At 55.4% G+C, this 25,680-nt stretch carries 22 protein-coding genes; 4 read left to right on the forward strand and 18 right to left on the reverse strand.

Going from position 1 to position 25,680, the window contains the following annotated elements; translation table 11 throughout:
- Positions 1 to 94: 94 nt before the first annotated feature.
- Both ROI90_RS11235 and pafA read right to left on the reverse strand, forming a co-directional pair.
- Complete coding sequence (locus ROI90_RS11235) at positions 95 to 676, reverse strand: inorganic diphosphatase (protein WP_315998438.1); 582 nt, start codon at positions 674 to 676, stop codon at positions 95 to 97.
- A gap of 126 nt (positions 677 to 802) precedes the next feature.
- Positions 803 to 2,515, reverse strand: a complete 1,713-nt coding sequence (pafA, locus tag ROI90_RS11240) for an alkaline phosphatase PafA (protein WP_315998439.1) — start codon at positions 2,513 to 2,515, stop codon at positions 803 to 805.
- Positions 2,516 to 2,637: 122 nt separating this feature from the next.
- Between pafA and ROI90_RS11245 the strand changes: the two genes are divergently transcribed.
- Positions 2,638 to 3,363 (forward strand): HAD family hydrolase, encoded by a 726-nt coding sequence (locus tag ROI90_RS11245; RefSeq protein ID WP_315998440.1) that lies wholly within the window; start codon positions 2,638 to 2,640, stop codon positions 3,361 to 3,363.
- Between the two features lie 71 nt (positions 3,364 to 3,434).
- On the opposite strand, the gene atpG is transcribed toward ROI90_RS11245, so the two are convergent.
- The 9 genes from atpG to ROI90_RS11290 all read right to left on the reverse strand — a co-directional run bounded on the left by atpG (position 3,435) and on the right by ROI90_RS11290 (position 9,721).
- Positions 3,435 to 4,325, reverse strand: a complete 891-nt coding sequence (atpG, locus tag ROI90_RS11250) for an ATP synthase F1 subunit gamma (RefSeq protein ID WP_315998441.1) — start codon at positions 4,323 to 4,325, stop codon at positions 3,435 to 3,437.
- Between the two features lie 105 nt (positions 4,326 to 4,430).
- Positions 4,431 to 6,014: a F0F1 ATP synthase subunit alpha gene (atpA, locus tag ROI90_RS11255; RefSeq protein WP_315998442.1), complete on the reverse strand. Its 1,584-nt coding sequence runs from the start codon at positions 6,012 to 6,014 to the stop codon at positions 4,431 to 4,433.
- 6 nt (positions 6,015 to 6,020) lie between these two features.
- Entirely contained in the window at positions 6,021 to 6,581 is a 561-nt protein-coding gene (atpH, locus tag ROI90_RS11260) for an ATP synthase F1 subunit delta (protein ID WP_315998443.1), read from the reverse strand.
- Between the two features lie 102 nt (positions 6,582 to 6,683).
- Entirely contained in the window at positions 6,684 to 7,178 is a 495-nt protein-coding gene (locus ROI90_RS11265) for a F0F1 ATP synthase subunit B (RefSeq protein ID WP_125432153.1), read from the reverse strand.
- Positions 7,179 to 7,349: 171 nt separating this feature from the next.
- Entirely contained in the window at positions 7,350 to 7,607 is a 258-nt protein-coding gene (atpE, locus tag ROI90_RS11270) for an ATP synthase F0 subunit C (RefSeq protein WP_125432155.1), read from the reverse strand.
- Positions 7,608 to 7,662: 55 nt separating this feature from the next.
- Positions 7,663 to 8,727: a F0F1 ATP synthase subunit A gene (gene atpB / locus ROI90_RS11275; protein WP_315998444.1), complete on the reverse strand. Its 1,065-nt coding sequence runs from the start codon at positions 8,725 to 8,727 to the stop codon at positions 7,663 to 7,665.
- Positions 8,728 to 8,760: 33 nt separating this feature from the next.
- Positions 8,761 to 9,168: a hypothetical protein gene (locus ROI90_RS11280; protein WP_315998445.1), complete on the reverse strand. Its 408-nt coding sequence runs from the start codon at positions 9,166 to 9,168 to the stop codon at positions 8,761 to 8,763.
- A complete protein-coding gene (locus tag ROI90_RS11285) occupies positions 9,165 to 9,476 on the reverse strand; it encodes a hypothetical protein (RefSeq protein ID WP_315998446.1) in 312 nt (103 codons plus the stop codon). The genes ROI90_RS11280 and ROI90_RS11285 overlap by 4 nt, the downstream gene beginning before the upstream one ends.
- Positions 9,473 to 9,721 (reverse strand): AtpZ/AtpI family protein, encoded by a 249-nt coding sequence (locus ROI90_RS11290; protein WP_315998447.1) that lies wholly within the window; start codon positions 9,719 to 9,721, stop codon positions 9,473 to 9,475. The genes ROI90_RS11285 and ROI90_RS11290 overlap by 4 nt, the downstream gene beginning before the upstream one ends.
- 210 nt (positions 9,722 to 9,931) lie before the next feature.
- Here ROI90_RS11290 and porW point away from each other — a divergent pair, with 210 nt between their 5' ends.
- The 3 genes from porW to uvrC all read left to right on the forward strand — a co-directional run bounded on the left by porW (position 9,932) and on the right by uvrC (position 17,646).
- On the forward strand, positions 9,932 to 13,126 hold the full coding sequence (gene porW / locus ROI90_RS11295; RefSeq protein WP_315998448.1) for a type IX secretion system periplasmic lipoprotein PorW/SprE: 3,195 nt from the start codon (positions 9,932 to 9,934) through the stop codon (positions 13,124 to 13,126).
- Between the two features lie 74 nt (positions 13,127 to 13,200).
- Positions 13,201 to 15,540: a transglycosylase domain-containing protein gene (locus tag ROI90_RS11300; protein WP_315998449.1), complete on the forward strand. Its 2,340-nt coding sequence runs from the start codon at positions 13,201 to 13,203 to the stop codon at positions 15,538 to 15,540.
- A gap of 297 nt (positions 15,541 to 15,837) precedes the next feature.
- Positions 15,838 to 17,646, forward strand: coding sequence for an excinuclease ABC subunit UvrC (gene uvrC, locus ROI90_RS11305; protein ID WP_315998450.1), 1,809 nt, complete (start codon positions 15,838 to 15,840; stop codon positions 17,644 to 17,646).
- An 81-nt stretch (positions 17,647 to 17,727) separates the two neighbouring features.
- Here the strand turns inward: uvrC and porN are convergent, their stop codons facing one another.
- The 7 genes from porN to ROI90_RS11340 all read right to left on the reverse strand — a co-directional run bounded on the left by porN (position 17,728) and on the right by ROI90_RS11340 (position 25,679).
- Positions 17,728 to 18,603 carry a type IX secretion system ring subunit PorN/GldN gene (porN, locus tag ROI90_RS11310; RefSeq protein ID WP_315998451.1) on the reverse strand — a complete coding sequence of 292 codons (876 nt, stop codon included), beginning with the start codon at positions 18,601 to 18,603 and terminating at the stop codon, positions 17,728 to 17,730.
- Between the two features lie 48 nt (positions 18,604 to 18,651).
- Entirely contained in the window at positions 18,652 to 20,241 is a 1,590-nt protein-coding gene (porM, locus tag ROI90_RS11315) for a type IX secretion system motor protein PorM/GldM (protein ID WP_315998452.1), read from the reverse strand.
- A 62-nt stretch (positions 20,242 to 20,303) separates the two neighbouring features.
- Positions 20,304 to 21,071 carry a type IX secretion system motor protein PorL/GldL gene (gene porL, locus ROI90_RS11320; protein WP_315998453.1) on the reverse strand — a complete coding sequence of 256 codons (768 nt, stop codon included), beginning with the start codon at positions 21,069 to 21,071 and terminating at the stop codon, positions 20,304 to 20,306.
- A gap of 139 nt (positions 21,072 to 21,210) precedes the next feature.
- Complete coding sequence (gene porK / locus ROI90_RS11325; protein WP_315998454.1) at positions 21,211 to 22,230, reverse strand: T9SS ring complex lipoprotein PorK/GldK; 1,020 nt, start codon at positions 22,228 to 22,230, stop codon at positions 21,211 to 21,213.
- A 236-nt stretch (positions 22,231 to 22,466) separates the two neighbouring features.
- Positions 22,467 to 23,456 carry a PorP/SprF family type IX secretion system membrane protein gene (locus ROI90_RS11330; RefSeq protein WP_315998455.1) on the reverse strand — a complete coding sequence of 330 codons (990 nt, stop codon included), beginning with the start codon at positions 23,454 to 23,456 and terminating at the stop codon, positions 22,467 to 22,469.
- 147 nt (positions 23,457 to 23,603) lie between these two features.
- Positions 23,604 to 24,419, reverse strand: coding sequence for a uroporphyrinogen-III synthase (locus ROI90_RS11335; RefSeq protein ID WP_315998456.1), 816 nt, complete (start codon positions 24,417 to 24,419; stop codon positions 23,604 to 23,606).
- A 72-nt stretch (positions 24,420 to 24,491) separates the two neighbouring features.
- Positions 24,492 to 25,679, reverse strand: a complete 1,188-nt coding sequence (locus ROI90_RS11340) for a DUF4271 domain-containing protein (RefSeq protein ID WP_315998457.1) — start codon at positions 25,677 to 25,679, stop codon at positions 24,492 to 24,494.
- Position 25,680 lies beyond the last annotated feature (1 nt).

The raw sequence follows: 25,680 nt of genomic DNA on the forward strand, positions 1-25,680 counted from the left end.
CGCGCCGATTGTCATCCGCTTGCCAACGCAACAGCCCCCGGCGTCAGGAATGACGACCGGGGGCTGCATGGTGTGTAGAAGGAAGTAGGGTGGATTAGCTCAGGGCCTCCTTTACGTCCTCTTCATCTTTGGGGTTGCCCTTGGGGAAAGTTTTTTCGTAGAGCTGAATACTGTCTTCGATGATGCGGTAAGCATCTTCCCGGCCCATGAAACGCTCTACAGTTACCTGCTTGTGCTCCAGGGCTTTGTAGTCCTCGAAGAAGCGCTGCATTTCCAGCAGGGTGTGCGGGGGCAGGTCGGCAATGTCGTTGTAGTGGTTCACCGACACGTCGTTGGCGGCCACGGCAATGATTTTGTCGTCTTCCTCGTCCTGGTCAATCATCTGCATCACCCCAATTACCTTGGCATCTACCAGGCACATGGGCACAATGTCCACGGAGCACAGCACCAGAATATCCAGCGGGTCCTTGTCGTCGCAGTAGGTTTTCGGGATGAACCCGTAGGCAGCCGGGTAGTGCACGGCCGAGAACAGCACGCGGTCCAGCTTCAGCAGGCCGCTGTCTTTGTCCAGCTCGTATTTGCCCTTCGAGCCTTTGGGAATTTCAATGATACCGTTAACAACTTTGGGAGCGTCTTCGCCACGCTCTACGTCGTGCCAGGGGTTAAAATGGGCCATGTGAGAGAAATAGGAGGGCCAACCAATTTGGCCCCGTCAGGAGGTATGTAAGGTTCGAGTTTGGAGCGTGTTTAACGTAGCTGAATTGCGTAGGATACTGCCCTGTACTCAGCCGCGCCATTAAGTTTACCAGCCCAGCACTTCCGGTAACGGTTGGCCGGTGCAGCCGTCGGGCTCCTGAATGTGGAGCCAGCGGGCCAATGTGGGTGCAATATCGGTAATCTTTGCCGGAGCTGATGATTGTCCGTGCTTTACGTGCCAACCCCAGAACACTACTGGTACGTGGGTGTCATAATTGCCCGAGGAGCCGTGGGTAGTACCCTTGTTGATGGGAAACTGGTACGACTCCAGCCAGCCCGGCTCCAGCACTACCAGCACATCACCGCTGCGCTTGGGGAAGTAGCCGTTTTCCAGGTACATCAGCATCCCACTTTCCCAGTGGGACTTCTGCACATCCTCGGCGGCCAGAGCCCGCGTTACGCCCGCAAAGCTGAGCACAATACCGGCCACCTCCCGCTGCATCTGGTAGAGGTCCAGCTTCTTTTCCGCAATGAGGGGGCGGTTCAGGTACACCTGCTGGTTTTCGTAGCTGAGCACCCATTTGCCGGGGCCGTGCAAGTTCACCAGCTTCCGCTGCACCGAGTCGCGCATGAGGCCGGGCCCCACTGAGCCAGCCGGAATTTTCTTGTCAATCAGGAAATTGGGCGAGTGGGCCGCGCCGTGGTCAGCACTCAGGAATACCAGCGCCTGCTTTTTACCCACAGCCTTATCCAAGTAGGCAAACAGCCGCTCCAGCTCCTTATCCAAACGCAAATACGTATCCTCGGCCTCAATGGAGTTGGGCCCGAACTGGTGGCCGACATAGTCGGTGCTGCTGAAGCTGAGGGCCAGAAAATCGGTTTGGCCCCGCTGGCCCAGCTGTTCAGCCCGCATGGCTTCCAAAGCAAAATCTAAGGTAAGCGAGTTGCCGAAGGGCGTGGAGCGAATCAGGTCGAGGTTGCGGGCAGTGGCCACGGGTGCTTTTTCGCCGGCGGCCTCCATGTTGCCTTTCACGGCCCGGCTGGGCGCGGCGCTCAGGGTGGGCAAATCGTGGGGAAATACGGGGCGAGCCTCTCCCTTAAACGTACCCTCCCAAGCCACGTCATCGGGGGAGCTTTCGGTGTACTGTGCTATGGGCAACAGTGTGTTCCAGGTCTGATCCAAGTACTTGGCGGCCCGGTTTTCGGCGTTGAACTTCGTAGCCCACTCGGGCAGCTGCTGGGCGTAAAAGGTGCTGGTGATAAAGGCCCCGTTGGCCCCGTCGTACCAATACGCGGCATTGGCCGCGTGCCCGGCCGGCAAAATAGAGCCCCGGTCTTTGATGCACACCCCAATTACCTTGCTCTGGAAGTTGGTAGCCAGCCGCAGTTCGTCAGTGATGGTGGTGGTGAGCATGTGGCGCGGCGACTGTTGACCGGCGGCGGCTGTGCCACCTACGGCCTGCACGGTATTGTCCTCGGTTACGTAGGTGCCCCGGCCCTGCTCCCGCTCCAGCCAGTTGTTGCCGATAATGCCGTGCACCGAGGGCGTGGTGCCGGTATAAATGCTGGCGTGGCCCGGCCCGGTGTAGGTGGGCACGTAATTGTAGTGGGCATTTTCGTAGCTGAATCCCTCGCCCAGCAGGCGGCGGAAGCCCCCACTGCCGTATTTGTTCCAGTAGCGGTAGAGGTAATCGTAGCGCATCTGGTCTACCACAATACCCACCACCAGTTTGGGGCGTTCCAGGGGTTTGCCAGCTTTTTGCGCGAAGGCCGGAACCGCCAGGGTAGCGGCCAGCAACAGGCTCAAGGGTGTTTTCAAAGCGAAAAGAAGAATGAAGCAGCGCCTTCAGACCCTGCTGGGTTCGGAGCTGCAAAGATAGCCCTGCCTCGCCGGAGTTGCGTACTACGCTGGGAGCTTCTGCCACGTTACCCCCCGCTTATATGCCTACTATCCAGCCCTACGCCCTCATTTTTGACATGGATGGCGTCCTCATCGACAACACCCCCGAGCAAGCCAAAGCGTTCCAACTGCTGTTCCGTGACCTGGGCCTGACCACTAACGCCCGCAAACTGTTGCGCCGCCTCAATGGTATGCCGGCCACCAACATTCTCAAGGCTGTTTTCACCAACCCCGTTCCCGAAAAACAGCTTAAAGAGTACGCCGCCCAACGGGAGTTTCTGTACCGGGTGCTGTACTGGAACAAGCGGCGGGAAGTGGCCGGCCTCACCCGGTTTCTACAAGCAGCCCGCGCCGCTGGCTTCAAAATTGGCCTGGGCACCGGCTCCGCTACCGATACCATTGAGTACATCATCGACCATCTGGACCTGCGCCGGTATTTCGACGTGATAGTGGGCAAGGATGACGTAGATAAAGGCAAGCCCCACGGCGAAACCTATACCGTTACCGCCCGCCAGTTAGGCGTACTACCCGAGCGGTGCGTGGTACTGGAAGATGCCATTCTGGGTGAGCAAGCGGCTTACCGCGCCGGCATGCACTGCATCGGGGTTACCACCAACCTCAAAGCCACCGATTTTCAGGCCCCACTCCTCACCATCCCCGATTTCGCCCAACTCACACCGCAACGGATTCTGGAGCTGCTGGACCAGAACCCGAAACTACCTAAGCCTAGCCTGGAGCTAGCCAAACGGCAATACGCGCAACTGTAGTGCGTACAATGGCATAACGGCCCGCCTCCTTTCGGAAGCGGGCCGTTTTACGTTCTGGCTCAGGCGAAACCTTACCGGCTGGCAGCCAGGGCCTCAGCACCACCCACAATTTCGAGAATCTCGGTGGTAATGGCGGCTTGGCGGGTCCGGTTGTAGGTCAGCTTGAGTGACTTGAGCAGCTCACCGGCATTTTCGGTGGCCTTCTCCATAGCCGTCATGCGGGCACCGTGCTCCGAGGCGTTGCTTTCCAGCACCGCCTTGTACAGCTGCACTTTCAACGACTGCGGAATCAGAGTACGCACGATTTCCTCCTTCGAAGGCTCGAAAATGTAGTCCACGTTCGACGTAGCCTGAGCACCGGCAGGCAACTCGGCCGGTACCAGCGGCAGCAACTGCTCAGTCCGGACGATTTGCGTAGCCACGTTGCGGAACTCGTTGTACACCATCACTACCTCGTCGTACTGACCAGCCCGGAAGCCGTCCATTGCCTGCTCAGCCGCTTCGCGCACCGTATCAAACGACAGTTTGCCGAACACGTGCGTGTAGTTGCCTACCAGCTCCCCACGCCGCCCGAAGAAGTCGTGGGCCTTTTTGCCGATGGCCATGTAGGCTACGTTGCCGGCGGCGGCCTGGGCCGCGTAGCGTTCCTGCACCACGGCATTCACACCCTTGAACACGTTGCTGTTGAACGCACCAGCTAGGCCCCGGTCGGAGGTAACGGCAATAATCAGCACCCGGCGCACCTCGCGCTGCTCCGCGTACTCGCTTACTACATCTTCGCCGGCCAAAGCCGTCAGGTTGCCCAGAATGCTGTTGAGCCGCTGTGCATAGGGGCGCATGCGCAGGATGTTATCCTGAGCCCGCCGCAGCTTGGCCGCCGCCACCATTTTCATGGCTTTGGTAATCTGCTGCGTGCTCTGCACCGACGTAATGCGGCTCCGGACTTCTTTTAAGCTAGCCATTCTTGTGAAAATAAGTTGTCAGTTGCTAGTTGTCGGTTGTCAGTTTGGACGGGGCCGAATAGCCCTTTCCTGACAACTGACAACCAACAACTGACAACCAATGAATTACTTAGAAGCGTACACCGCCGACAGGTCTTTGGCAACCTGACGGATGGCACCAGTGGTGGTGTCATCCAGCTTGCCCGCCTTCAGGCCTTGCAGCACCTCGGGGTGGCGGGTGTTCATCACCTGCGTGAACTCCCGCTCGAACTCGCGCACCTTGTTTACCGGCACCTGGTCCAGCAAACCGTTGGTAGCGGCGTAAATGATGGCCACCTGGTCCTCTACCTTCTGGGGCGAGAACTGGGGCTGCTTCAGGATTTCCAGGTTACGACGGCCCCGCTCGATGGTGAGCTTGGTCGAAGCATCCAGGTCGGAGCCGAACTTGGCGAAGGCCTCCAGCTCACGGAACTGGGCCTGGTCCAGCTTCAGCGTACCAGCTACCTTCTTCATCGACTTGATCTGGGCGTTACCACCTACGCGCGATACCGAGATACCTACGTTAATGGCGGGGCGCACACCGGAGTTGAAGAGGTTGGTTTCCAGGAAGATCTGGCCGTCGGTAATCGAAATTACGTTGGTCGGGATGTAAGCCGAAACGTCACCAGCCTGGGTTTCAATGATGGGCAGAGCCGTCAGCGAACCACCACCTTTTACCAAGTGCTTGATGCTGGCGGGCAGGTCGTTCATGTCCTGAGCAATGGCGTCCGAAGCGTTGATCTTCGCGGCGCGCTCCAACAGGCGGCTGTGCAGGTAGAATACGTCACCGGGATACGCCTCACGTCCGGGAGGACGACGCAGCAACAGCGACACTTCACGATAAGCTACGGCCTGCTTGGAGAGGTCATCGTACACTACCAGGGCCGGACGGCCCGTATCACGGAAGAACTCGCCGATGGCAGCACCAGTGAAGGGCGCGAAGAACTGCATGGGAGCCGGATCGGAAGCCGAAGCCGACACTACCACGGTGTAGTCCATAGCACCACCTTTGGTCAGGGCATTTACTACCTGCGCAACGGTCGAGGCTTTCTGACCTACGGCTACGTAGATGCAGAAAACTGGCTCACCACGCTCGAAGAACTCGCGCTGGTTCAGGATGGCATCCAGGGCTACCGTCGACTTACCCGTCTGACGGTCACCAATGATGAGTTCCCGCTGGCCCCGGCCGATTGGAATCATGGCGTCAATAGCCTTGATACCCGTCTGCATGGGCTCAGCTACCGGCTGACGGTAGATTACACCAGGAGCCTTACGCTCCAAAGGCATATCGTAGGTGTCGCCCTGGATAGGGCCACGGCCGTCGATGGGCTGGCCCAGCGTGTTTACCACGCGGCCAATGATGCCTTCACCTACTTTAATAGATGCAATTTTATTGGTACGGCGCACGGTAGCACCTTCCCGGATTTCGGAGTAGTCGCCGAGCATTACGGCACCTACGTTGTCTTCTTCCAGGTTCAGCACCAGGGCCTGCAGGCCGTTTTCAAATTCGAGCAATTCCCCCGACTGGGCTTTGCCCAGACCGTAGATACGGGCTACACCGTCACCAACCTGCAGAACCGTACCTACCTCTTCGAGTTCGGCTTCGGTTTTGAAGTTGGAGAGTTGTTCCCGCAGAATGGCGGATACTTCATCCGGACGTACTTCTGCCATGGTGGGTTATACTAAAGAGTGGTAGGGGTTCTTTGAGAATTCGGTGCGCAGCTTGCGCAACCGGTAGCTTACCGAGTCATCAATCAGCTTGTCGCCGATGCGCAGCACGAAGCCGCCAATCAGCGCCGGATCAACTTTCTCGGTCAGGGTAACATCCTGCTGGCCGGTTTGCTGGCGTACCAGCTGAACGACTTGCAGGCGGGTAGGCGCATCCAGCGGAGCCGCCGTGGTTACCTCGGCTAGCTGCATGCCACGCAGTTGGTTGTACTGGCGCTGAAACTCGGTGCCAATAAACTCCAGTGCGCTTTCACGGTTCTTCTGCGTGATGATGGTGAAGAACTTGCTCGTGAGGTCCGATACCTTGCCGGTGAACACTGCGTTCAGAATAGCCAGTTTCTTATCGTGCTTCACAATAGGGTTGCGCAGCAACAAGCGCAGCTCACGGTTCTCGTCCAGCACTTTCGTGAACAAGTCCATGTCCTGCTTTACCTGCTCCAGCGTCCCGCGCTCCTCCGCCAAATCCAGCAACGACTTCGCGTAACGGGAGGCAACTCGTAGTTCAGACATTGATGTAGTTGTCAGTTGTTAGTTGTCAGTTGTCAGTTTTTAGCTGTTGGTGCCAGCGAATTACTGACAACTGACAACTGAAAACTGACAACCCCCAACGGACTAGTTCAATTTCACTTCTTGCAGATACGAGTCCACGAGTTGCTGCTGGGCGGGCTGGTCGGCCAACTCACGGCGCAGAATGCGCTCAGCAATATCAATGGAGAGCTTGGCGGCGGTGTTTTTCACCTCAGCCAGGGCCGAGTTTTTCTCGTTCTGGATGGCTTCGCGGGCCTGCATGATCATGCGGCTGCCTTCTTCCGTAGCCTTGTTTTTGGCCTGCTCAATGAGCTGGTTCGAAACGTCGGTGGCTTCCTTCAGAATACGGTCACGCTCCATGCGGGCTTCGGCCAGCAGTTTTTCGTTCCCGGCTTTCAGTTCCTGCATCTCCAGCTTGGCCTGGTCGGCCATGCGCAGAGCGCCTTCAATGGAGCTTTCCCGCTCTTTCAGCGAGGCCAGGATGGGCTTCCAGGCAAATGCACGCAACAGCAACAGAACGATGCCGAAGATGAAGATTTGCCAGAAAATAAGGCCTAATTCGGGCGTTACAATTGACATCTGGAAAACTAGTAGGTAGTGTGAGTGATAGGTGACCCTAACCGCTGCAACTGAGGCGGAAGTTCCGCCTGAACTGGTCAAGCAGTACGGTACCAGAAAAGCCAAGACAGCCCGCTACGCCGTGCGCTGAAGCGACGCGCGCAGCGGGCTGCTCTTGTACTATCTCAAACCCTACAGGTTGAACGAAATCAGCAGGCAGACTACTACCGCGAACAGAGCCAGACCTTCAATCAGGGCGGCTACGATCAGCATGGCAGTTTGGATTTTGCCCGAAGCCTCAGGCTGACGACCGATGGCCTCCATAGCCTGACCACCAATACGACCGATACCCAGACCGGCGCCCAGAGCAACCAGACCGGCACCGATAGCGGCACCAAATACAGCCAGACCAACGGAGTTAGCGAGTTGCAGCAACAGAGAAAGAAGCATAAAAAAATGGTTTGTGGGGAGTGAAAAACAAAAAAATCAAGGGGGTGGTGAAAGCTTAGTGCGCGTGAGCCGGCTCGGCACCATCACCGCCGCCCATCTGGTAGTCGGCGTCGTGGTGCTCTTCTACTGCGCCGCCAATGTACATGGCCGTCAACAGCGTGAAGATGTAGGCTTGCAGAATGGCTACCATCAGTTCCAGCACGTTAATAAACAGGCCGAAAGCAACAGAAACCGGGCTTACGTAAATGCTCTGGAAAATGAAGATGAGCGAGATAAAGCTCAGCGTTACAATGTGGCCGGCCGTGATGTTGGCGAACAAACGCACCATCAGGGAGAAGGGCTTTACCACGATGCCGATGAGTTCAACGGGAATCATGATGGGCAGCAGGGCCTTTGGTACGCCGGGCGTAGCGAAGATGTGGTGCCAGTAGTTCTTGTTGGAGCTGAACAGGGTGATGAGCAGCGTTAGCACGGCCAGGGTCAGCGTGACGGCAATGTTGCCGGTGAGGTTGGCGCCGCCGGGCATCAGGCCCAACAGGTTGTTGAACCAGATGAAGAAGAACACGGTGAGCAGGTAGGGCATATACCGCTCGTACTTCGGGCCGATGGACTTTTTGGCTACCTCGTCGCGGATGAACACGATGATGGGCTCGAAAAACGACTGAATGCCTTTGGGTGCACCGCTGCCGCGCTTGGCGTAGCCCCGGGCCACGGCCGTAAACACGATGAGCAGCAGAGCCGCGCTCAGCATCAGGGAGGCTACGTTCTTGGTGATGGAGAAGTCGTATATTTTGCTGCCATCTTCCGACACCAAATGCTCGTGCTCCAGCTTCATGCCCTCATACGCCTTGCCTTCGGCCAGCTGCGAGGACGAGAATACGCTCAGGCCGTGGGCCGGGCGGTAGGCAATTACGGGCAGGGGCAAAGTAAAATGCGTGCCGTGCTCCTCATTGCCCAGCGTGGCAAAGTGCCACTCGTGGGAATCACCGATGTGGTGCAGAATCATCTCCCCGGGGCTGAAGGCCTCCTTATCGGTGGCTTCTTCCGTGGTAGCTGTTGGTTCGTTAGCGTAGACAGAGAACGATAGGAAGCAGAAGAGTGCTAAAAGTAAGCGCTTCATTCAGAGGGGATTGGGGTGGGGTTCACAAAACCTTCATCTTGGATTTTCACCCGGTTTTGAAAACGGGCGCAAGTTACTCAGAACGCTCCACACTTCAAACCCGGCAAACAGAAAATACAGGAGAAAGAAGCTCCCGAGGAAGGCCCAGCGGCCGCTGCCCTCGTGCCGCCCGCCGGTAAAAAGGTACACCAGCACCAGCGTAAGGGACAAAAGCAACCGTGCAACCATGCTCCCCATATAGGCGACCATAAAGTTTTGCGCGTCGCTCTGCACGAGCTTGGCAATGACCCAGTAGGTGAGCAGCGTCAGCAGAAAGAAGAAGCCGAAGGTGTACAGCGTGAACGGATGCACGAAGCGCGGCCCGAACTGGCTGTACAGAGCGTACAGGATAAAGCCCAGCAGCAGGGAGAAGAGCAGATAGGGACGCAGGAAGGACTTCAAGGCAGAGTTGGATGAGTATGGCTGATGTAGCGGAGTAAGTGTGAGGCTTTCAACAGGTCGAAACCTAGAAGAAGCTCTCCATTATGGCTGTCTTTCACTATCTGACTGTCTTCACTGAGTTGACCAATGGTGAGTTCAGAAGGCTCCTCCTCTACGACATAAAGCTGGTCTGCAGGAATATCCCAGTAGAAATCCTGCGTAAGCGGTATATGCCCTTGCGGGCCATACTGTTGCTTCAGAGATTCTAAGGCGCGAGACAGAATCTGTTCCAGTTCCGCAATAGAAACTGTTGTCGGATAGCCATTCATGAGTCCTTCGACACGGAACGGATGACGTTATATAAGGCCGCAAACAGGCCCAGCAGCATCAGGCTCAGCGTAAACCACGGCGTTTTGTTCTGGAAATGCCCATCAAGCCAGTAGCCGGCCCAGGTGCTGAGGCCAATGGTAGCCAGCATTTGGGCCCCGATGCCGGAGTAACGGGCTACAGAGCGCATCCGGTCGGCGTTGTTTTCTGGATCGGGGCGGGGTGGTTGCGGGGTAGGCGAAGTCATGAGCAGACAAACCAAAGGCGGTAGGAACGACAAAATTACGTGGTAGCGGGTTAGCAACCGGCCCCAGCCCGTACTTGGATTACGGGTAGCTGGGAAACCTGTACTTTTACCTACGCTGCTTCGTTGGGGAAGTGCGCACCGCCGAACGATTTGGGCGCAGTGCTGCGTTTTCCGGTCAACATCTTTTCTGTCCTGAGCTTCTCTGCCGCTTTGACAACGATACCTTCTCTGCTTTTACGCGTACTTTCTGCCTCCTCGGCCACTGTGGTGCTGGCAGCTGGCATTGCCGGGTGTGCCTCGGAGCGCCCCTCACTAATCGGGCACGCGTACGATAACGTGGTAGCGCGCGACAACGCGTACTTTCTGGCGCGGGAGAAGCTGCGGGCCACCGAAATCACGCTGAACGCCGCCCGCCTCAACGACTACAACCGCGTCCTGCCCATCTTCCCTACCCTGGATGATGCCACCGTGGCCCGCGCCACGGCCGACATGGACGACATCATTAAGAAAGCCTCTCTGCCAGTGCAGCACCGCCCCGGCTCCGACTGGACGGATGACAGCTACCTGCTCATTGGCAAAGCGCGCTACTACAAGCGAGAGTTGGAGGACGCGGCTAAGACCTTTAAGTACGTAAATACCACCAGCAAGGACTCCAATACCCGCCACGAAGCGCTGATTTGGCTAATGCGCACGTTTGTGGCCCTGAAGGAGCTGGAAAATGCTGCCGCCGTGTCCGATTTGCTGGACAAGGAACAGGGCTCGGAGGCCAACGCCCGGGAGCTGTTTCTGACCCGGGCCGACTACTTCCTGCAAATAGGGGAACCGGCCCGCGCCATCGAGAACTTGGAAAAGGCTATTCCTTACATCGAGCCGAAGAACGAACAGTCACGTACCCGCTACATTCTGGCGCAGCTGTACCAAAACCAGGGTAATGACAAGCAGGCCTACGCCCAGCTCAACCAGATTCTGAAGAAGAACCCACCCTATGAGCTGGACTTCTACAGCAAGCTGATGCTGGGTCAGGTTTCGGACCTGAACCAGAACGACCGGACGCGGCTGGACAAGTACTTTGCCAAGCTGCTGAAGGACACGAAGAACAAAGAGTACCGCGACAAAATCTACTACGAGATGGCGCGGCTGGAATACCGGCAGCAACGCTACCCCGAGGCCCTGGCCCTGTTGCAGAAGTCGGCCCGCGTGCCCGCTACCAACCGGGCGCAGAAGTCGTACACTTATTTGCTGGACGGCCGCATCTATTACGAAAATCTGCAGAAATACCGCCTCGCCGCTGCCTATTACGACAGCACCGTGCAAAACCTGCCCCGGGAAGCGCCCGACTACGCTGCTACGGCTGAGCGGGCCGCTATTCTAAAGGATTTTGCGCAGCAGCTCACCGTCATCGAAACCCAGGACAGCCTGCAAACCCTGGCCCGCCTGGATACGGCTACCCTTCGCACCCGCCTGATAACCTACGCCCAGGCTGAGTTGGACCGGCAACGCAAAGCCGCCGAGCTGCTGGCAGCCCGGCAGGCCGTGGAAGCCCAGCGTGGCCAGGCTCAAACTGCCACCGGCCTTAGCAGCAGCCGCGACCTGCAGCCCAACGTGAGTGCAGAGGATTTTCTGGCCGGCAACACGGGGGCCAAATGGTACTTTGATAACCCCACGGCTCTGAGCACGGCTCGCAACGACTTTATTCGGCGCTGGGGCGACCGTCCGCTGCAGGACAACTGGCGGACGGTAAACCAGGCCAGCAACTCGGCAGTAACTACCCGTGGGGGCAATGTACCAGTTAGCATTGCCGGCAACAGCAATACCGTTGTGAATGGCACCGAACAGCCCGGCGCCTCCCTCGACCCAGCGGTGCAGTTACGTACTCTAGTAAGCTCTTACCGCCAAAACCTGCCGCTGACGAGTACTCAGCTGCTGCAATCAGACGCGCAGACGGAAGAGGCGCTATACGCGCTGGGCGGTATCTATAACCAACAGTTGAAAGAGCCGGCTCGCGCCGCCGAAACCTACGAGAAGCTACTTACCCGCTACCCCAAAGGCCCGCACACACCCGAAACCCTGTATATCCTGTACCTGCTGTACAAGGAGCAGAACGACACGGGCAAGGCCGAAGGTTATGCTGCCCGGCTCCGGGAGTCCTACCCCAACTCGTCCTACGCCCGTCTGGTAGCCGACCCTGAATACTTGCGCCGCACGTCGGTAGTTAACGCGCAGGTAGCCATCCTGGTCGATTCGGCCTTTACTTTTTACAAGAAGCAGGAGTTCAAAAAAACAGCGGCTGTGCTGGCCCGCACCCGCAAACAGTACCCGGAAAATGACCTGAATGATAAGGTTGATTTCCTGAACACGTTGCTAACCATCCGCACGCAGCCGCCCGTGGCAGCTAAAGCGGCGGTGGAAAAGTTCTATAAAGCTTACCCGGAAAGCCCCTTGGCCAACCAGGCTGTGGCCATGATAACCACGTACAAAAAGTACGACGAAGGCCAGATTACCGGCGCGCTGTTTTCTACCGACAAGCCCCCGATATCCGTATTCCGGCCCGGTGAAGTTGAAAACCGGATGCGTATCTACTACCAGGAAAATGAGTCGCCGGTGGTAGCTATGGCACAACCAAAAGCTTCACCTCCAGCATCCGCTCCGGTTAGTAGTACTCCTACTCCCGCATCCGTGGTGGGTACACCTTCAACCTCAACAGCTGCAGTGCCGGCCGATAGTGCTCCCGTAACTACTACAGCTCCTACCCAGCCGGCAACTGCTGAGCCAGTGGCTCCCCCAGCCCCCCCTACCCCCGAGGAAACTGCTAAAGCAGCCCGCATGGCGGCCGCGCAAGCCCGGGCCCGAGGAAAAAAGGTAGCGCCCGTGAAGGCCACAGTGCCCCCTGCTTCCTCTCCGGCTGTATCCGCTCCAGGAACTGCTGCTCAGCCTAGTACATCACCCCCCGTTTCCGCCACGCCCAGCTCAACTCCGGGCTCCACAACTGTTACGCAGCCAGCTTCGGCAACCGTAGCTCCGCCTGCTGTCCCTGCATCGCCCTTCAAAGCAAACCCAACGGCTTCGCATGCAGTAATTCTGGTATTCACCAAGGATGCCCCGGCTCTGAAGGATTTGCCGACCCAGCTCGGCACCTATAACGCGCGCTACTTTAAATCGAGCAGCCTGTTAGTGCGGCAGCAGACTCTGGGTGCTACGCAGGAACTGCTGATAATGGAGGCCCTACCCGGAGCCAAACTAGCTCAGAATTATGCGCTGAAGCTGCGCGGGCCCCAGTCGCCGATAAGCAAGCTACGCGGCGCGGGTTACCAAACGGTGATAATCAGTATTGATAATCTGCCAGTGCTGCTCCAAATGCAGAATCTGGAGGAGTATCAGCGCTTCTACCAGCAGACCTACCGTTAACTTTGTCGAAAAATCGGGCAGAGGCGTCAAGCACACTCTCTCCCGTATTCTTCGGTTTCACCTTTCAGCTCCCAATGGCTTACCCCGCCAAAAGCAAAGCTTCTTCCCGCAAACCAACTTCTTCCGGCCGTTTCACGGGCTGGGCCCGCAGCCTCTGGGTTCTTTTTGGGCTTGGTGTGGGCGGGATGATACTGTACGTATTGGCCGTAAGCGTCAATTTTCTGAATCTGTTCGGGCGCATGCCCAACCTGAAAACCCTGGAAAACCCGCGCAGTGAGCTGGCCTCCGAAATCTATTCGGCCGACAACGTGCTCATGGGCAAATATTTCCGGGAAAACCGCACGCCTACGGAGTATGAGGACCTGCCCCAGCACTTGGTAGATGCGCTGATTGCCACCGAGGATGCCCGCTTTGAGGAGCACTCCGGCATCGACCCCCGGGCCACGGGCCGAGTAGCGGCGGGCCTGCTCACGGGCGGCAGCGGCGGCGGGGGCTCTACGCTCACCCAGCAGCTGGCCAAAGTGCTGTTCCGCACCCGCGAGGATTTGAACGACGGTATTCTGAACGATGTGCCGGGCGTGCGTATGCTCGTCACCAAAACCAAGGAGTGGATTCTGGCCACCCGCCTGGAACGCAGCTACACCAAGCGCGAAATCCTGCGCATGTATTTGAACACCAACGACTACGGCTCCAACGCCTTTGGCATCAATACGGCGGCCAAAACCTTCTTCAGCAAAAAGCCCCGGGACCTCACGCGCCCGGAGTCGGCTACACTGGTGGGCGTGCTGAACGCGCCTTCCCGCTTCAGCCCCAAGTTCAACCCCCAGCGCTCCAAAGCCCGCCGCAACTGGGTGCTGCGCCAAATGACCAAGTACGGCTACATGGATGCCCAGCAGCTCCGCGCCGATACTCTCCAGCCCATTGTGCTGCGCTATAATGTAGAAAACCAGAACGAAGGTATTGCCCCCTATTTCCGGGTGGAAGTGAGTAAGATGCTTAAGCAGTGGGCTAAGGAAACCGACCACGACCTGTATGCCGACGGCCTGAAAATATACACCACCATCGACTCGCGCATGCAGAAGTACGCCGAGTCGGCGGTGGCGGAGCATATGAAACTGCAGCAGAAGTGGTTTGATCAGCAGTGGAAAGGGCAGCAACCCTGGCGCGACGAAAACGGCCGCATCATTCCTAACTTCTTGAGCACCTCCATTCAGCGCACCGAGCGGTACCGCTCCCTCAACACCCGTTTTGGTGGCAATAAGGACTCCATCAAGTACTATCTCAACAAGAAGTACAAGATGAAGGTATTCACCTGGAACGGGGGTGAGAAAGAGGTGACTATGTCGCCGATGGACTCCCTGGCCTACTACAAGCGCCTGCTGCACTCCGGCTTTATGGCCATGAACCCCCTGAATGGGCAGGTGAAGGCCTGGGTGGGCGGCATCAATTTTAAATACATCAAGTACGACCACGTAAAGCAGGGCAAGCGGCAGCCAGGCTCTACCTTCAAGCCCTTCGTATACGTAGCTGCCATCGACCAGGGATACTCGCCCTGCTACCAGCGCCCCGACGTGGCCACCACCTTCCCCGCCGAGCGGGGGCGCCCAGCCTACACGCCCCGCAACTTTGAGGGCAGCTACTCGGGCCGCACGTTCACGCTCCGTCAGGCCCTGGCCCGCTCCATGAACTCCATTACGGCCTGGCTGGTCAAGAAACTAGGCCCCGAAACGGTGGTAAGCTACGCCAAGCGTCTGGGCATTACCTCGCCTATTGAAGCGGTACCGGCCGTAGGTTTCGGCTCCTCCGACGTGAGCATTTATGAGTTGGCCGGCGCATACAGCACCTTTGTTAACAAAGGCATCTGGACAGCTCCGATGATGGTCACGCGCATTGAGGACAAGAATGGCAACGTGCTGCGCGAATTTGTACCCCAGACCCGTGAGGCGCTAAGCGAGGAAACTGCTTACCTGATGACCTACATGTTGCGCGGCGCTACTGAGGAACAGGGCGGTACCAGCATCATTCTGAAAGGCGGCTTCAAGTTTCCGTACGAGATGGGCGCCAAAACCGGCACCACCAGCAACTACTCCGACGGCTGGTTTATGGGCCTCACCCCCGATCTGGTGTGCGGCACTTGGGTGGGCGGCGAAGACCGGAGCATCCACTTCCGCACGGGCGCTTACGGGCAGGGCTCCCGCCTGGCGCTGCCGCTCTACGGCATCTTCATGAAGAAAGTGTACGCCGATAAGAGCATCGACATCAACAAAGGCGCTTTCCCCAAGCCCGCGCAGCCGCTCAGCATTGAAATCGACTGCTCCCGCTACTACAACGGTTCCGGCCAGCGCGACACGATTCCCTACGAGCAGAAGCTTAACCAGGTGGAGCTGGAAGACTTGAACGAGGAGGATATTTAATCCCGGATGTTGCAGATAAACGGATGAGGCAGATGAGGGCGGCGCAGCATATTATTCCTCATATGTCTGGAATGCGGCCCCATTGCTGACACTGATTTTTCGCTGAATCCACTGATTTTTACGCAAGGTGGCCGGGACGTCCCGGCCACCTTTTTTGTTATAGTTACAGTACTGCATAGGCCAGCCGAACCTTCGCCCCAAGCCCCTGCGTACTTTCACGAAACCCGTCAGCTCCAGCCCTGCCCACCAGCACGAATCTGCGGCATCAGCGGCTTCATCTGCAACATCTGTGATTTTATGGCCGCCCGTCCCGAACTACAAGACCAAATCCGCCAGCTACCCCACCGCCCGGGCGTGTACAAGTACTTCGGGGAGGAGGAAACCATTATTTACGTGGGCAAGGCCATTGACCTGCGCAAGCGCGTGAGCAGCTACTTCACCAAGCAGGACCACAACAAGAAAACCCAGCAACTGGTCAAGAACATCCGCCGCATCGAGTTTACCATCGTGGACTCCGAATCGGATGCATTTCTGCTGGAAAACAACCTGATTAAGCAGCACCAGCCCAAATACAACATCCTGCTCAAGGACGGCAAGACCTACCCCTACCTGCTGCTTACCAATGAGCGTTTTCCCCGCCTGATTCCTACCCGCAACAAGATTCCGGGCCAGGGCCACTATTACGGCCCCTACGCCAACGTAACGGGCATGAACCTGCTGCTGGAGCTGATCCGGGCACTATATCCGCTGCGCACCTGCACCTACAACCTCTCGCCCCAGAACATCGAGGCCGGCAAGTTCAAGGTGTGCCTGGAGTATCACCTGGGCAACTGCAAAGGCCCCTGCGAAGGCCACCAAGACGAGGAAACCTACAACCAATATATCCAGCAGATCCGGCAGATTCTCAACGGAGACCTGCGCCTACCTAAGCAGTATTTCCGGGAGCGGATGACGCAGGCAGCCCAGGAGCAGCAGTACGAGCTGGCCCACCAGTTCAAGCTTAAGCTGGACAAGCTGGACGAGTTCCAGGCCAAGAGCACCATCGTCAATGCCAACCTCACCAACATTGACGTGTTCAGCATTGCCTCTAATGAGAAGTCGGGCTTTATCAGCTACCTCAAGGTGATGAACGGCAGTATTGTCCTCACGCAGTCGGTGGAGGTGCAGAAGAAGCTGGATGAGCCCGACGACGAAATCCTGGCCCCCCTCATCATGCAGATGCGGCAGGAGTTTGCGAGTGAATCCCGGGAAATCCTGACCAATGTGCCCGTGCCTAACCTGCCCCTGCCCGGCGTCAGCATTACCCAGCCTCAGATTGGGGACAAGCGTAAGCTTATTGAGTTGGGTCTGAAAAATGTGCTGTACCTGCGTAAGGAAAAGGAAAGCATGAACGACCGGAGCAAGGACCTGAACGAGGTGCGCATCATGGAAACCATGAAGAAGGATTTGCGCCTCACGGAACTGCCCAAGCACATTGAGTGCTTCGATAACTCCAACTTCCAAGGCGACAATCCGGTGTCGGCCATGGTATGTTTCCGCAATGCGAAGCCCAGCAAAAAGGATTACCGCCACTACCACATCAAAACCGTGGTTGGCCCCAACGACTTCGACTCGATGTACGAAGTAGTCACGCGCCGCTACCGCCGCCTCGTGGACGAAGGTGCCAGCCTCCCTCAGCTTGTTATCGTGGATGGTGGCAAAGGCCAGCTCAGCATGGCCGTGAAGGCTTTGAAAGACCTCAACCTCTGGGGACAGATTCCGGTCATTGGCATTGCTAAGCGCCTGGAGGAAATCTACGTACCCAACGACCCGCTACCGCTCTACATCGACAAGAAAAGCGAAACGCTCCGCCTTATCCAGCGCATGCGCGACGAGGTGCACCGCTTCGGTATTACCTTCCACCGCTCCCGCCGCGACGCTGCAACGCTCAAAACTGAGTTAACCGAAGTGAAGGGCCTAGGTCCTGTTACGGCCGACAAGCTCTTGACCAAGTTCAAGTCGGTCAAAAAAATAAAGGAGTTAACGGAGGCGGAGCTTATTACCGAAGTCGGCAAGGCCAAAGCGCGCATTTTACTGGACTATTTCAGTCAACAAGAAGCTATATAACGGTATTACGCACGCATAACGCAAAAGAGCCCCCTTCTTACTGTGGGGGCTCTTTTTCATGTAAAAGCTGAATCTGTGGATTTAGAAAGACCACAGATTGTACTCGTACTCAATCAAGTCTGCGGCTGCTTGCTGCGAGGCTAGAATACCTTGCTGCTGGCCACCGTAAATTTCATCAAGGCGAGAATCATTAGGGTTCGACACCTTCACGATGTAGGAGTTGAACAGCCACAGTTCGAAGGCATCTGCCAGGTTCTTGTGCTGAGCATCGTTTTGAGGGTTAAACCAAATGGCTTTATCTGGATTAGCCCGGAACACCCGCACTAAGTCGCTGTATTTGAAGAAGCCTATTGGTTTTTCGATGCCCGATGTATTGGAAGATAAGGTAGAAGGCAACAACAACCCGATAGACTTGATGTCGTGATACATTCTCGACCGTTTCTTGTCGAAGATCATATCCTCCTTAATTTCCATTTGATACAGGTCCTTAGGACGAACCTCATAGCTCATCGGAGCAGCCGGCGCAGCTTTGGCAGTAGACTTAGCACCTTTCTTCTTGGGCGCACCCCAATCATCACCGGTGTCTTCCGTGAAGCCTGCAGCACGCTCTTCATCACTCAAACCTGCACTGGCTTCAGCAATGGACATATTGCTAAGCATTTCCTTGGAGGAAATTGTGGAGGTCAGCGAGTCATTACGATACGCTTGCAGTTCGCCACGGCGTACGGCCTCAATGATTACGCGGCTAATTTCCTTGCCTTCTGCAAACATGGGCTTATTCTGCTTCTCGCGCAGATCAACCGCCCGCCAAATCGTCTTCCGGAACATGATATCCGAATTCGGAATTGGACGGTACGAGCCATTGCTGCTCGCGGTGGTAGCTTGTTCCTGAGCCGAGGCTGCCACCGACAGCGTCAGGCCGGCCGTCAGAGCGGCGAAGGAGAGGAATTTGTTCATACCTGAGTAATCAAAAAAGCGCAACAGATAGTTCAGAGCCTCTAACGCTTACAGCAGCGGAATATTGAACTGCTTGGAAACATTTACGTCCTCCACGTTGCCTTGGAAGTTCTGGCGCTGTACACCTTTCACTTCAACATACAAACGGTCACCTTCACGAGCCGAGTTTACAACATCGGTCAGGTCAGCATTAGGACCGTTGATGGTGCGCGTAGGAATAGCAGGACGCTTACCGCGTACCAGCGTAATCTGGTAGCTCGATACCCGGAAACGGGCATCCTCTGGCAGGAAGCTGGCAAAGCTGGCATCTGGTACAGCTTTCAGATTCATGTTCCGAACTGCTGTGATGGGAGTACCTTGCTTCTCGTTAGCCGGACGGCCACCAACCCAGCACTGAATGTCGGGCTTGGGAATCTGACGAACCTGGAATACCTGTGAGCCGATGGCGTTACCGTTGCTGCTCACGTTCAACGTTACCTCGCGGGAGTTAGGCACTAGCGTTACTTCACCCTTGGCCGAGCCTTTGATGGTAGAAGCACCGGAAGCGGAGAAGCTAGGGTCATACTGGGCACCCAGTGCGGGCACCTGCACGCTCAGCTTGTTGCCGCACTTGAAGTACAGCGCCTGCACCGAAGCCGACTGAATCTGCATTACCGGTTTGGTAATGGTGTACGGCGTCTTAACAGTGAACAATGTGTCACGACCGTTCTGCTTAAAGCGGATGGTACCAGTCCAAGACGCTTTAGCGTTACCAGCCTGGTCGAAACCACCTGGTTTTGCCGTAAACTCAATTTTGCCTTTACCGGTAGCTGGATCCACTCGGAGCGGTGAACCGTTGAGCGTCATAGTGGGGTTCAGGCCTGAAGCCGAAGCAGTCAGGAACAGTTCTGCTTTGTATTTAGTACCAGCAGCTACCGTGTTCGACTCAGCGCTAGCGAAAGCGCCAATTTTGTCAAATACGATATTCGAGGCACCAACCTGCTGAGCCAGCCGGTTCAACGCATCTGACTCATACTTCAGTACTTCCGTTTCTTTCTGGGAAAGAACTGCCAGAGCAGCAGCAACCGGGGTTTGCTCAAAGTTCAATTGAGCAAAGTCTTTGGTTTTCTGTTCAGCCGTTACAGCTGGGTCCTCCTTAGCATCCAGTGCCAGTTTTGGAACGGTTACACCGGGCACCAAGGTCTGCAGATCAGTTGCGTACTGGTTGAGGTCGTTCTGCAACTTGTAGCCCAAACCTTTCTTGTTGCCGGCGCTACCCAGCATCAGGTTGGCAACTGCTTCGGTAGCTTCCAGATTCTCGAATTTCTCCGGGGTATTCTTGGAAGCCTTCATCAGCTGGTCGCGCATGTCGCGCAAAGAGCTAACCATTTGGGCTGTCCGCTCCCGCACTTTCTGACTAGCAGCCAGTACTGCACGGTCCCGAGCTTGGTTGCGGTTATCGGCTACCGCCTTCTCAATGCCTTTTACAGCATCCTGATTGCTTTTATCCGTTTTCTGGTTCACTCCAAACAGAGCGTCATCCAGGAATTTAAACTTCAGCAATATTGCTGAATTCACGTTTAGAGCCAGAAGAGCAGTCAGTACCAAGTACATCATGCCAATCATCTTCTGCCGTGGAGTTTCCTTACCTCCCGCCATCGTATCTGCCTATTCTAGTACTAGTGGAACTTATATCTGAAACGTTATGCAGTGCGGCTACCTTAGTTGGTAGCGCGCATAGCGTTCAGCATGTTACCGTACACACGGTTCAGCGAGCTGAGGTTGGTGGTCAGGCCTGTTACTTCCTGCTTGAACTGCTCAGTTTCTTTACCGGCTTCCGTCAGGTTTTCCATGGCTTGCGCCAGTGTTCCATAAAACTTGTTCATGGATTTCAGGTGCGTGTTAGCGTCCTGTAGCTCCATTTCGTACACAGCATTCAGTGCGCCCAGGTTCTTGGTTACATTTTGCACCTGCACATGGTACTCACGGGCATCGTTGGTAGCATCAGCCATAGCCGTCATGGCAGTAGCAGTATTGGAGTAAGCCTCGTTGATGCGCTCCAGGGACTGGGCGGCAGTGCGCACTTTGGTAGTGTACTCATCCGTGGCGCTGGTAGCATCGCCGAGCGTAGAGAGTTGCTGCGTAGTGGTGCTCAAACGATTCAAACCTTGGCCCAGCGAGGCAATGGCTTCGGGCGTTACGTTTGCATCTTTCAGCATGTCGTCCAGCTTACGGGTCAAGCCAGTACCCGTGCCTTGCTCAACAAACTTATTGCTATTGGTGGAAGGGTCATAACCTTCGCTCAACTCTGGATATACCAGAGACCAGTCAACATCCTTGGGATTAGGCTGGAATGCGCTCAGGAAGAAAATTACGGCTTCCGTACCAAGACCGATGATGAGCATCAAGTCAGCACCTGGTAAGTGAAGTATTTTGAACAACGCTCCGATAATTACGACTGCCGCGCCGATGCCGTAAATTTTCGGCATTACCGAATCAAAGAAGAAGTTACCGCCTTTAGCTGCCATGTGAATGGGTATTGAAAGAGAAGTTTGTTGAGGTAATGTTTTTTTAAGAACGCGGAAGAGTTGTGCGGGTAGTATCTAAGTAGGCAGCCAAGGTTGGCTACTAGTTCATGCTTTCGTTTGTACCCATGCCAATCTGAATCATGGCAGTGCGGAAACCGATATAAGAGCGGGCAGAATCTTGATATTCAAAATTGCGAGTACCCGTTTCGAGGAAGTATGCAATGTCCTTCCAAGAACCACCACGCACCACTTTGCGGGGCTCGTTATCATCGGGGTTGGTAGGGTTCATATCCCACACCACTGGCACCGAAGCTTCCATATAGGCATCGTCGCACCACTCAGCTACGTTGCCCGACATATCATACAGGCCGAAGTCGTTGGGGAAGAAAGCGCCAACTGGTGAAGTGTAAGCATAACCATCCGAAGCGTAGTCACCGCGGCCGGGCTTGAAGTTAGCCAGCATGCAACCTTTGGAATTGCGCAAGTAAGGACCACCCCAAGGGTAGGTGGCCAAGTCGCGGCCGCCGCGAGCAGCGTACTCCCATTCAGCCTCGGAGGGCAAACGGAAGTTGGGCGTAGGAGCTAAGCCAGCTTCAGCGTTGGCGGCATTCTTGTTTTTGGTGCGCCAGTTGCAGAAATATTTAGCAGCAAACCAGTCTACTCCTACTACTGGGTAATCGTCGAAGGCTGGGTGAGTATAGTAATACTCCATGAGAGGGTCCCCCATGTGGTAGGTGAAGTCGCGCACCCATACCGTCGTATCAGGGTAGAGTTCCGTCATTACATACTCCTCGCCCAACACGTCAATTGAATCCTGCCGAATGGCATTCATGAACTGACGGTATTCGTTATTGGTGATTTCCGTTTCATCCATGTAGAAGCCGGCAATAGTCACCTGCTTGTTCATGTTAACCATAGAAGCCGAGATATCCTGGTCGGTCTGGCCCATGTGGAACGTTCCACCGGGGCAAGGCACCATGCCGAACGGTACCTCCTGGGGGTTAAATTCCGGACGGTCCTCTGCCCCAACCAGATCACCTTGCGGTCCTTGGCCAAAACCACAGCCCCCCAAAATAAGCGTCGAAAAAGCGACGAGAGGCAATAAGAGAAACTTGTTCATGTGAGAAAGAAAAAGACGGTCGAGGCGGCGATATCCAAAGATTACAATTTTTCGAGCTGGCAAAGCTAACGAATGATACGTTCGTACGCAAGCCTATCGCTCAATGCATTCCATTTGTCTGCGAACTAACCTTACGGCCAGTTAAACAATGGTTAGCAGGGAGTTAAACTATGTTTTGCAATGGGGTGAGGACAGCAAGAGTACAACAAAGGTTCCTAATACCGAAAGTCGTCTTTCTAGAAGCTGTAACGTGGTGTGCGGACTGCTGGGCGGACTGTTAGTCCAGGCTTCGGCAGACGATAAGAGAGCATAATTTCGAATGAGCTTAGCGCCCTCGCATCCTGGTTAAATGCAATCAGGTCGTAAGCCAATCCCACTCGCATGGCATTGTCTTTAGCAAAACTCAGGCCACCTAAAGCAGTAAATGACTCATCATAGCGGTAACCAATACCTCCCCAGAAACGGTCATTGAACGTTGCCCGAACGCCAGCCTCATAGGAGTTATTCTTAAAGGAAAACTTATTGTCGTCTCCGAACTTACCGGGAAGCACCATCTTCATCAGTACCGTAGGGGTAACTACAACGGAGGAAGAGGCTTCAATATTACACCCGGCCGTGAGGTATGCGTGGTTTTCGTTGATGTACTCGGCAGTTTTTCCACCTGCTACGGCGCTATTAAACTTGTAGTCCGAACGCAACAGATTGTTCACGCTCAGACCAGCATATAGCTTTTCTGATTCGTACCAAGCTCCTACTCCCAAATCAATTTTGCGGTCCGCCCCCTCTTGTGGTACTTTAATATCTCCTTGGTCAACCGGACGATAGGTTCCTTGGTAGATATTGTTGAATACTCCTTGTACCCCGATACCTAGTCTACCTTCCCCTATTTTTATATGCTTGGAATAGGACAGTTGCGCATTGGTAGTAGTAAGCTGCGCAATCTTGTCTCTGTAGACACCAATTCCCAGTCCTCCTCCAATTGCCGCTACAGGCAAAGAGGCTGTTAGAGAATAGGTTTGAGGAGACCCGCCCGCGTCGAAGGTGGCATCGTAGCCAAAATACTGGGAGCGGCCCAGCGCTGTGATTTCGCCTTGCCCTTTAATACCCGCATACGCCGGGTTCAGATACATCCCATTGAAGCCGTAGTGACTGAATTGGGGCTGTTGCTGCGCCAGCGCGTAAGTTGAGAGAGAAGAGAAGAAAAGGATAGATAGTATTCTCTTCATATTGGGGCCTGTTTACGGCTGATTACGCAGGTAAAAGAAAAAGGTGGCGTGCTACAAAAGCGCCTCGAATAGCCACTTGTAACTAATATACTGAAAAGACAGGAGGAAACAGAAATCTGTTTCCTCCTGCCAGCTAATACACGATAATTATTTTCCTTTTTTTTCTTTCGCCAGTTCAGTTCCGTGATGTAAGCGGATGTACGCTTCGATGGCTCCGGTCATGGACGGGGCGTTAGGCTGTGGGGCCTCGATATCGAGTTCCAGCCCGGCATCCAACACCGCTTTAGCAGTAGTGGGGCCAAAGGCAGCAATGCGAGTTCCGTTCTGCTCAAAACCAGGAAAGTTGACGAACAGGGAGCTAATGCCGGAAGGACTAAAGAAGGCAATGCAGTCGTACTTTACGTCCGACAAATCCGACAGGTCGCTGGCCACCGTGCGGTAGATAACCGCCTCTGTGAACTTGAAGCTATTGGCCCGCATAAACTCCGGAATATCATCCTTGCGGATGTCGGAGCACGGATACAGGAACTTCTCGCCCTTGTGCTTCTTGATTACCTCAAACAGATCCGCGGCAGTACGCTGCCCTACAAATAGCTTGCGCTTGCGGAGCACGATATACTTTTGCAGGTAATTGGCAGTCTGCTCCGAGATGCAGAAATATTTCATCTCGGCGGGCATCTCAATCTTAGCTTCCTGACAGATGCGGAAGAAATGGTCAACAGCATTGCGGCTGGTGAAGATAACAGCCGTGTGCTCCGGAATATTGACTTTCTCCTTGCGGAAGTCCTTGTAGGATACGGGCTGAACCTCGATAAATTCCCGGAAGTCTACCTTGATACCATACTTGTCCGCAATGGAAAAGTAGGGCGACACATCGTTGGTGGGTTTAGGCTGGGTGACCAGGATGCTGGAGATACGCTTGGCGTGACGGCCCGTCCCCGGTTGGTCTTTGCTCTCGGCCATAGTAAGAAGTGGGTAAGTCTAAGGCAATAAGGGGGCGTTGCAGGTGCCGCCGGCGAAGCCGGCAGGGATGTACTAGTAGGTAAAAACGATCAGCTTGAGCAGAATGATCAAGGGAATCACTTCCGTGGCGCAAAGGTACGAAAACAAATGCAGATTCAGTAAGGAGGTTTTACGATGCAGCGTGCGCCCTACCCGGAGTACTGTCCCAATCAACAGCAAGGAAACCACGCCGTTGGATACCCACAGTACTGTTTCAGGCAGCCGCTGATTCAGGCCCAGATAGAGCAGCATTACGACCGGTAAAAAGAGGCCCATGAAGAGGATGGTGCGGATGAATTCACGGTATTGAATAGTGACTAGTTCTGTCACGTCAAAAATGTACCCCATCAACTCCAGGAACAGGTACTTACCCAGCACGAAGCCCGCTACCAGCACGGTATAGAGCAATACCCGCACTACTATAGCCGACTCCGCCACATCAAACAGGGCTCGCAGGATAACAATACTTTGAATATTAGTATGTATGGCTACCAGCAGAAGCGCGAAGGAGAGCGAAAACAGCAGAACAAGCACCAGATTAAGCCAAGTGAGGGTTGGCTTTACGAGAAAATCCTGGTCGGTAGCGGCTTTACCCCACAGGCCATCCAACTGGTAAATCCGGGCAAAGCTGGGCTGGTAGGTGGCGCGCAGGCCACCATAACACAAACCAATCAGTAGCAGGAAAGCGACAAACACATTCTGGCCCTGGTGCCCACGCGGACGTGGTTGTGCAGCCAGGGGAGCCGTACTAGGTTGGCCCGCCTTAGCAGGTGTTACTAGCGGAACTGTATTGGTAAAAGAGGCCAGGTTTGGCACGGCATCAGGCTGCCATACACAGAGCAAGTGAGAACCAGGCTGGCTGCCAGGCGGCAGAAGAGCCGCCAAGTCTATGGTATAGGAAGCTGGCGTACGGGCGCTAAACACCAAACGGTTGTCCAGAAACAGGCTCAATCTTTCGCGGGCGGTGAAGCTGATGCGCAAGGGCTTACCCGGCCGAATTGAAAGCCACTGGTAATACGCGTGAACCGGCGCGTGGTAATCGGGCAGATATAGCACGAGGCGGTTGCGGGACTCGTTAAATATTAGCCAGTCGGCGGTGAGGCCGGCCCGTGGAGCGGGTGCCAGTGGCCGGTACTCTGCTGCGTAGGCAGCCTGAGCCAGGGGCAACCCCAACAGTAGTAACCACAGACCCCATATCCAGAAACGCCAGGTGTTCAGCACC

Origin of the sequence: Hymenobacter endophyticus, from assembly GCF_032464715.1 — a bacterium.
GTDB classification, from domain to species: Bacteria; Bacteroidota; Bacteroidia; order Cytophagales; family Hymenobacteraceae; genus Hymenobacter; species Hymenobacter endophyticus.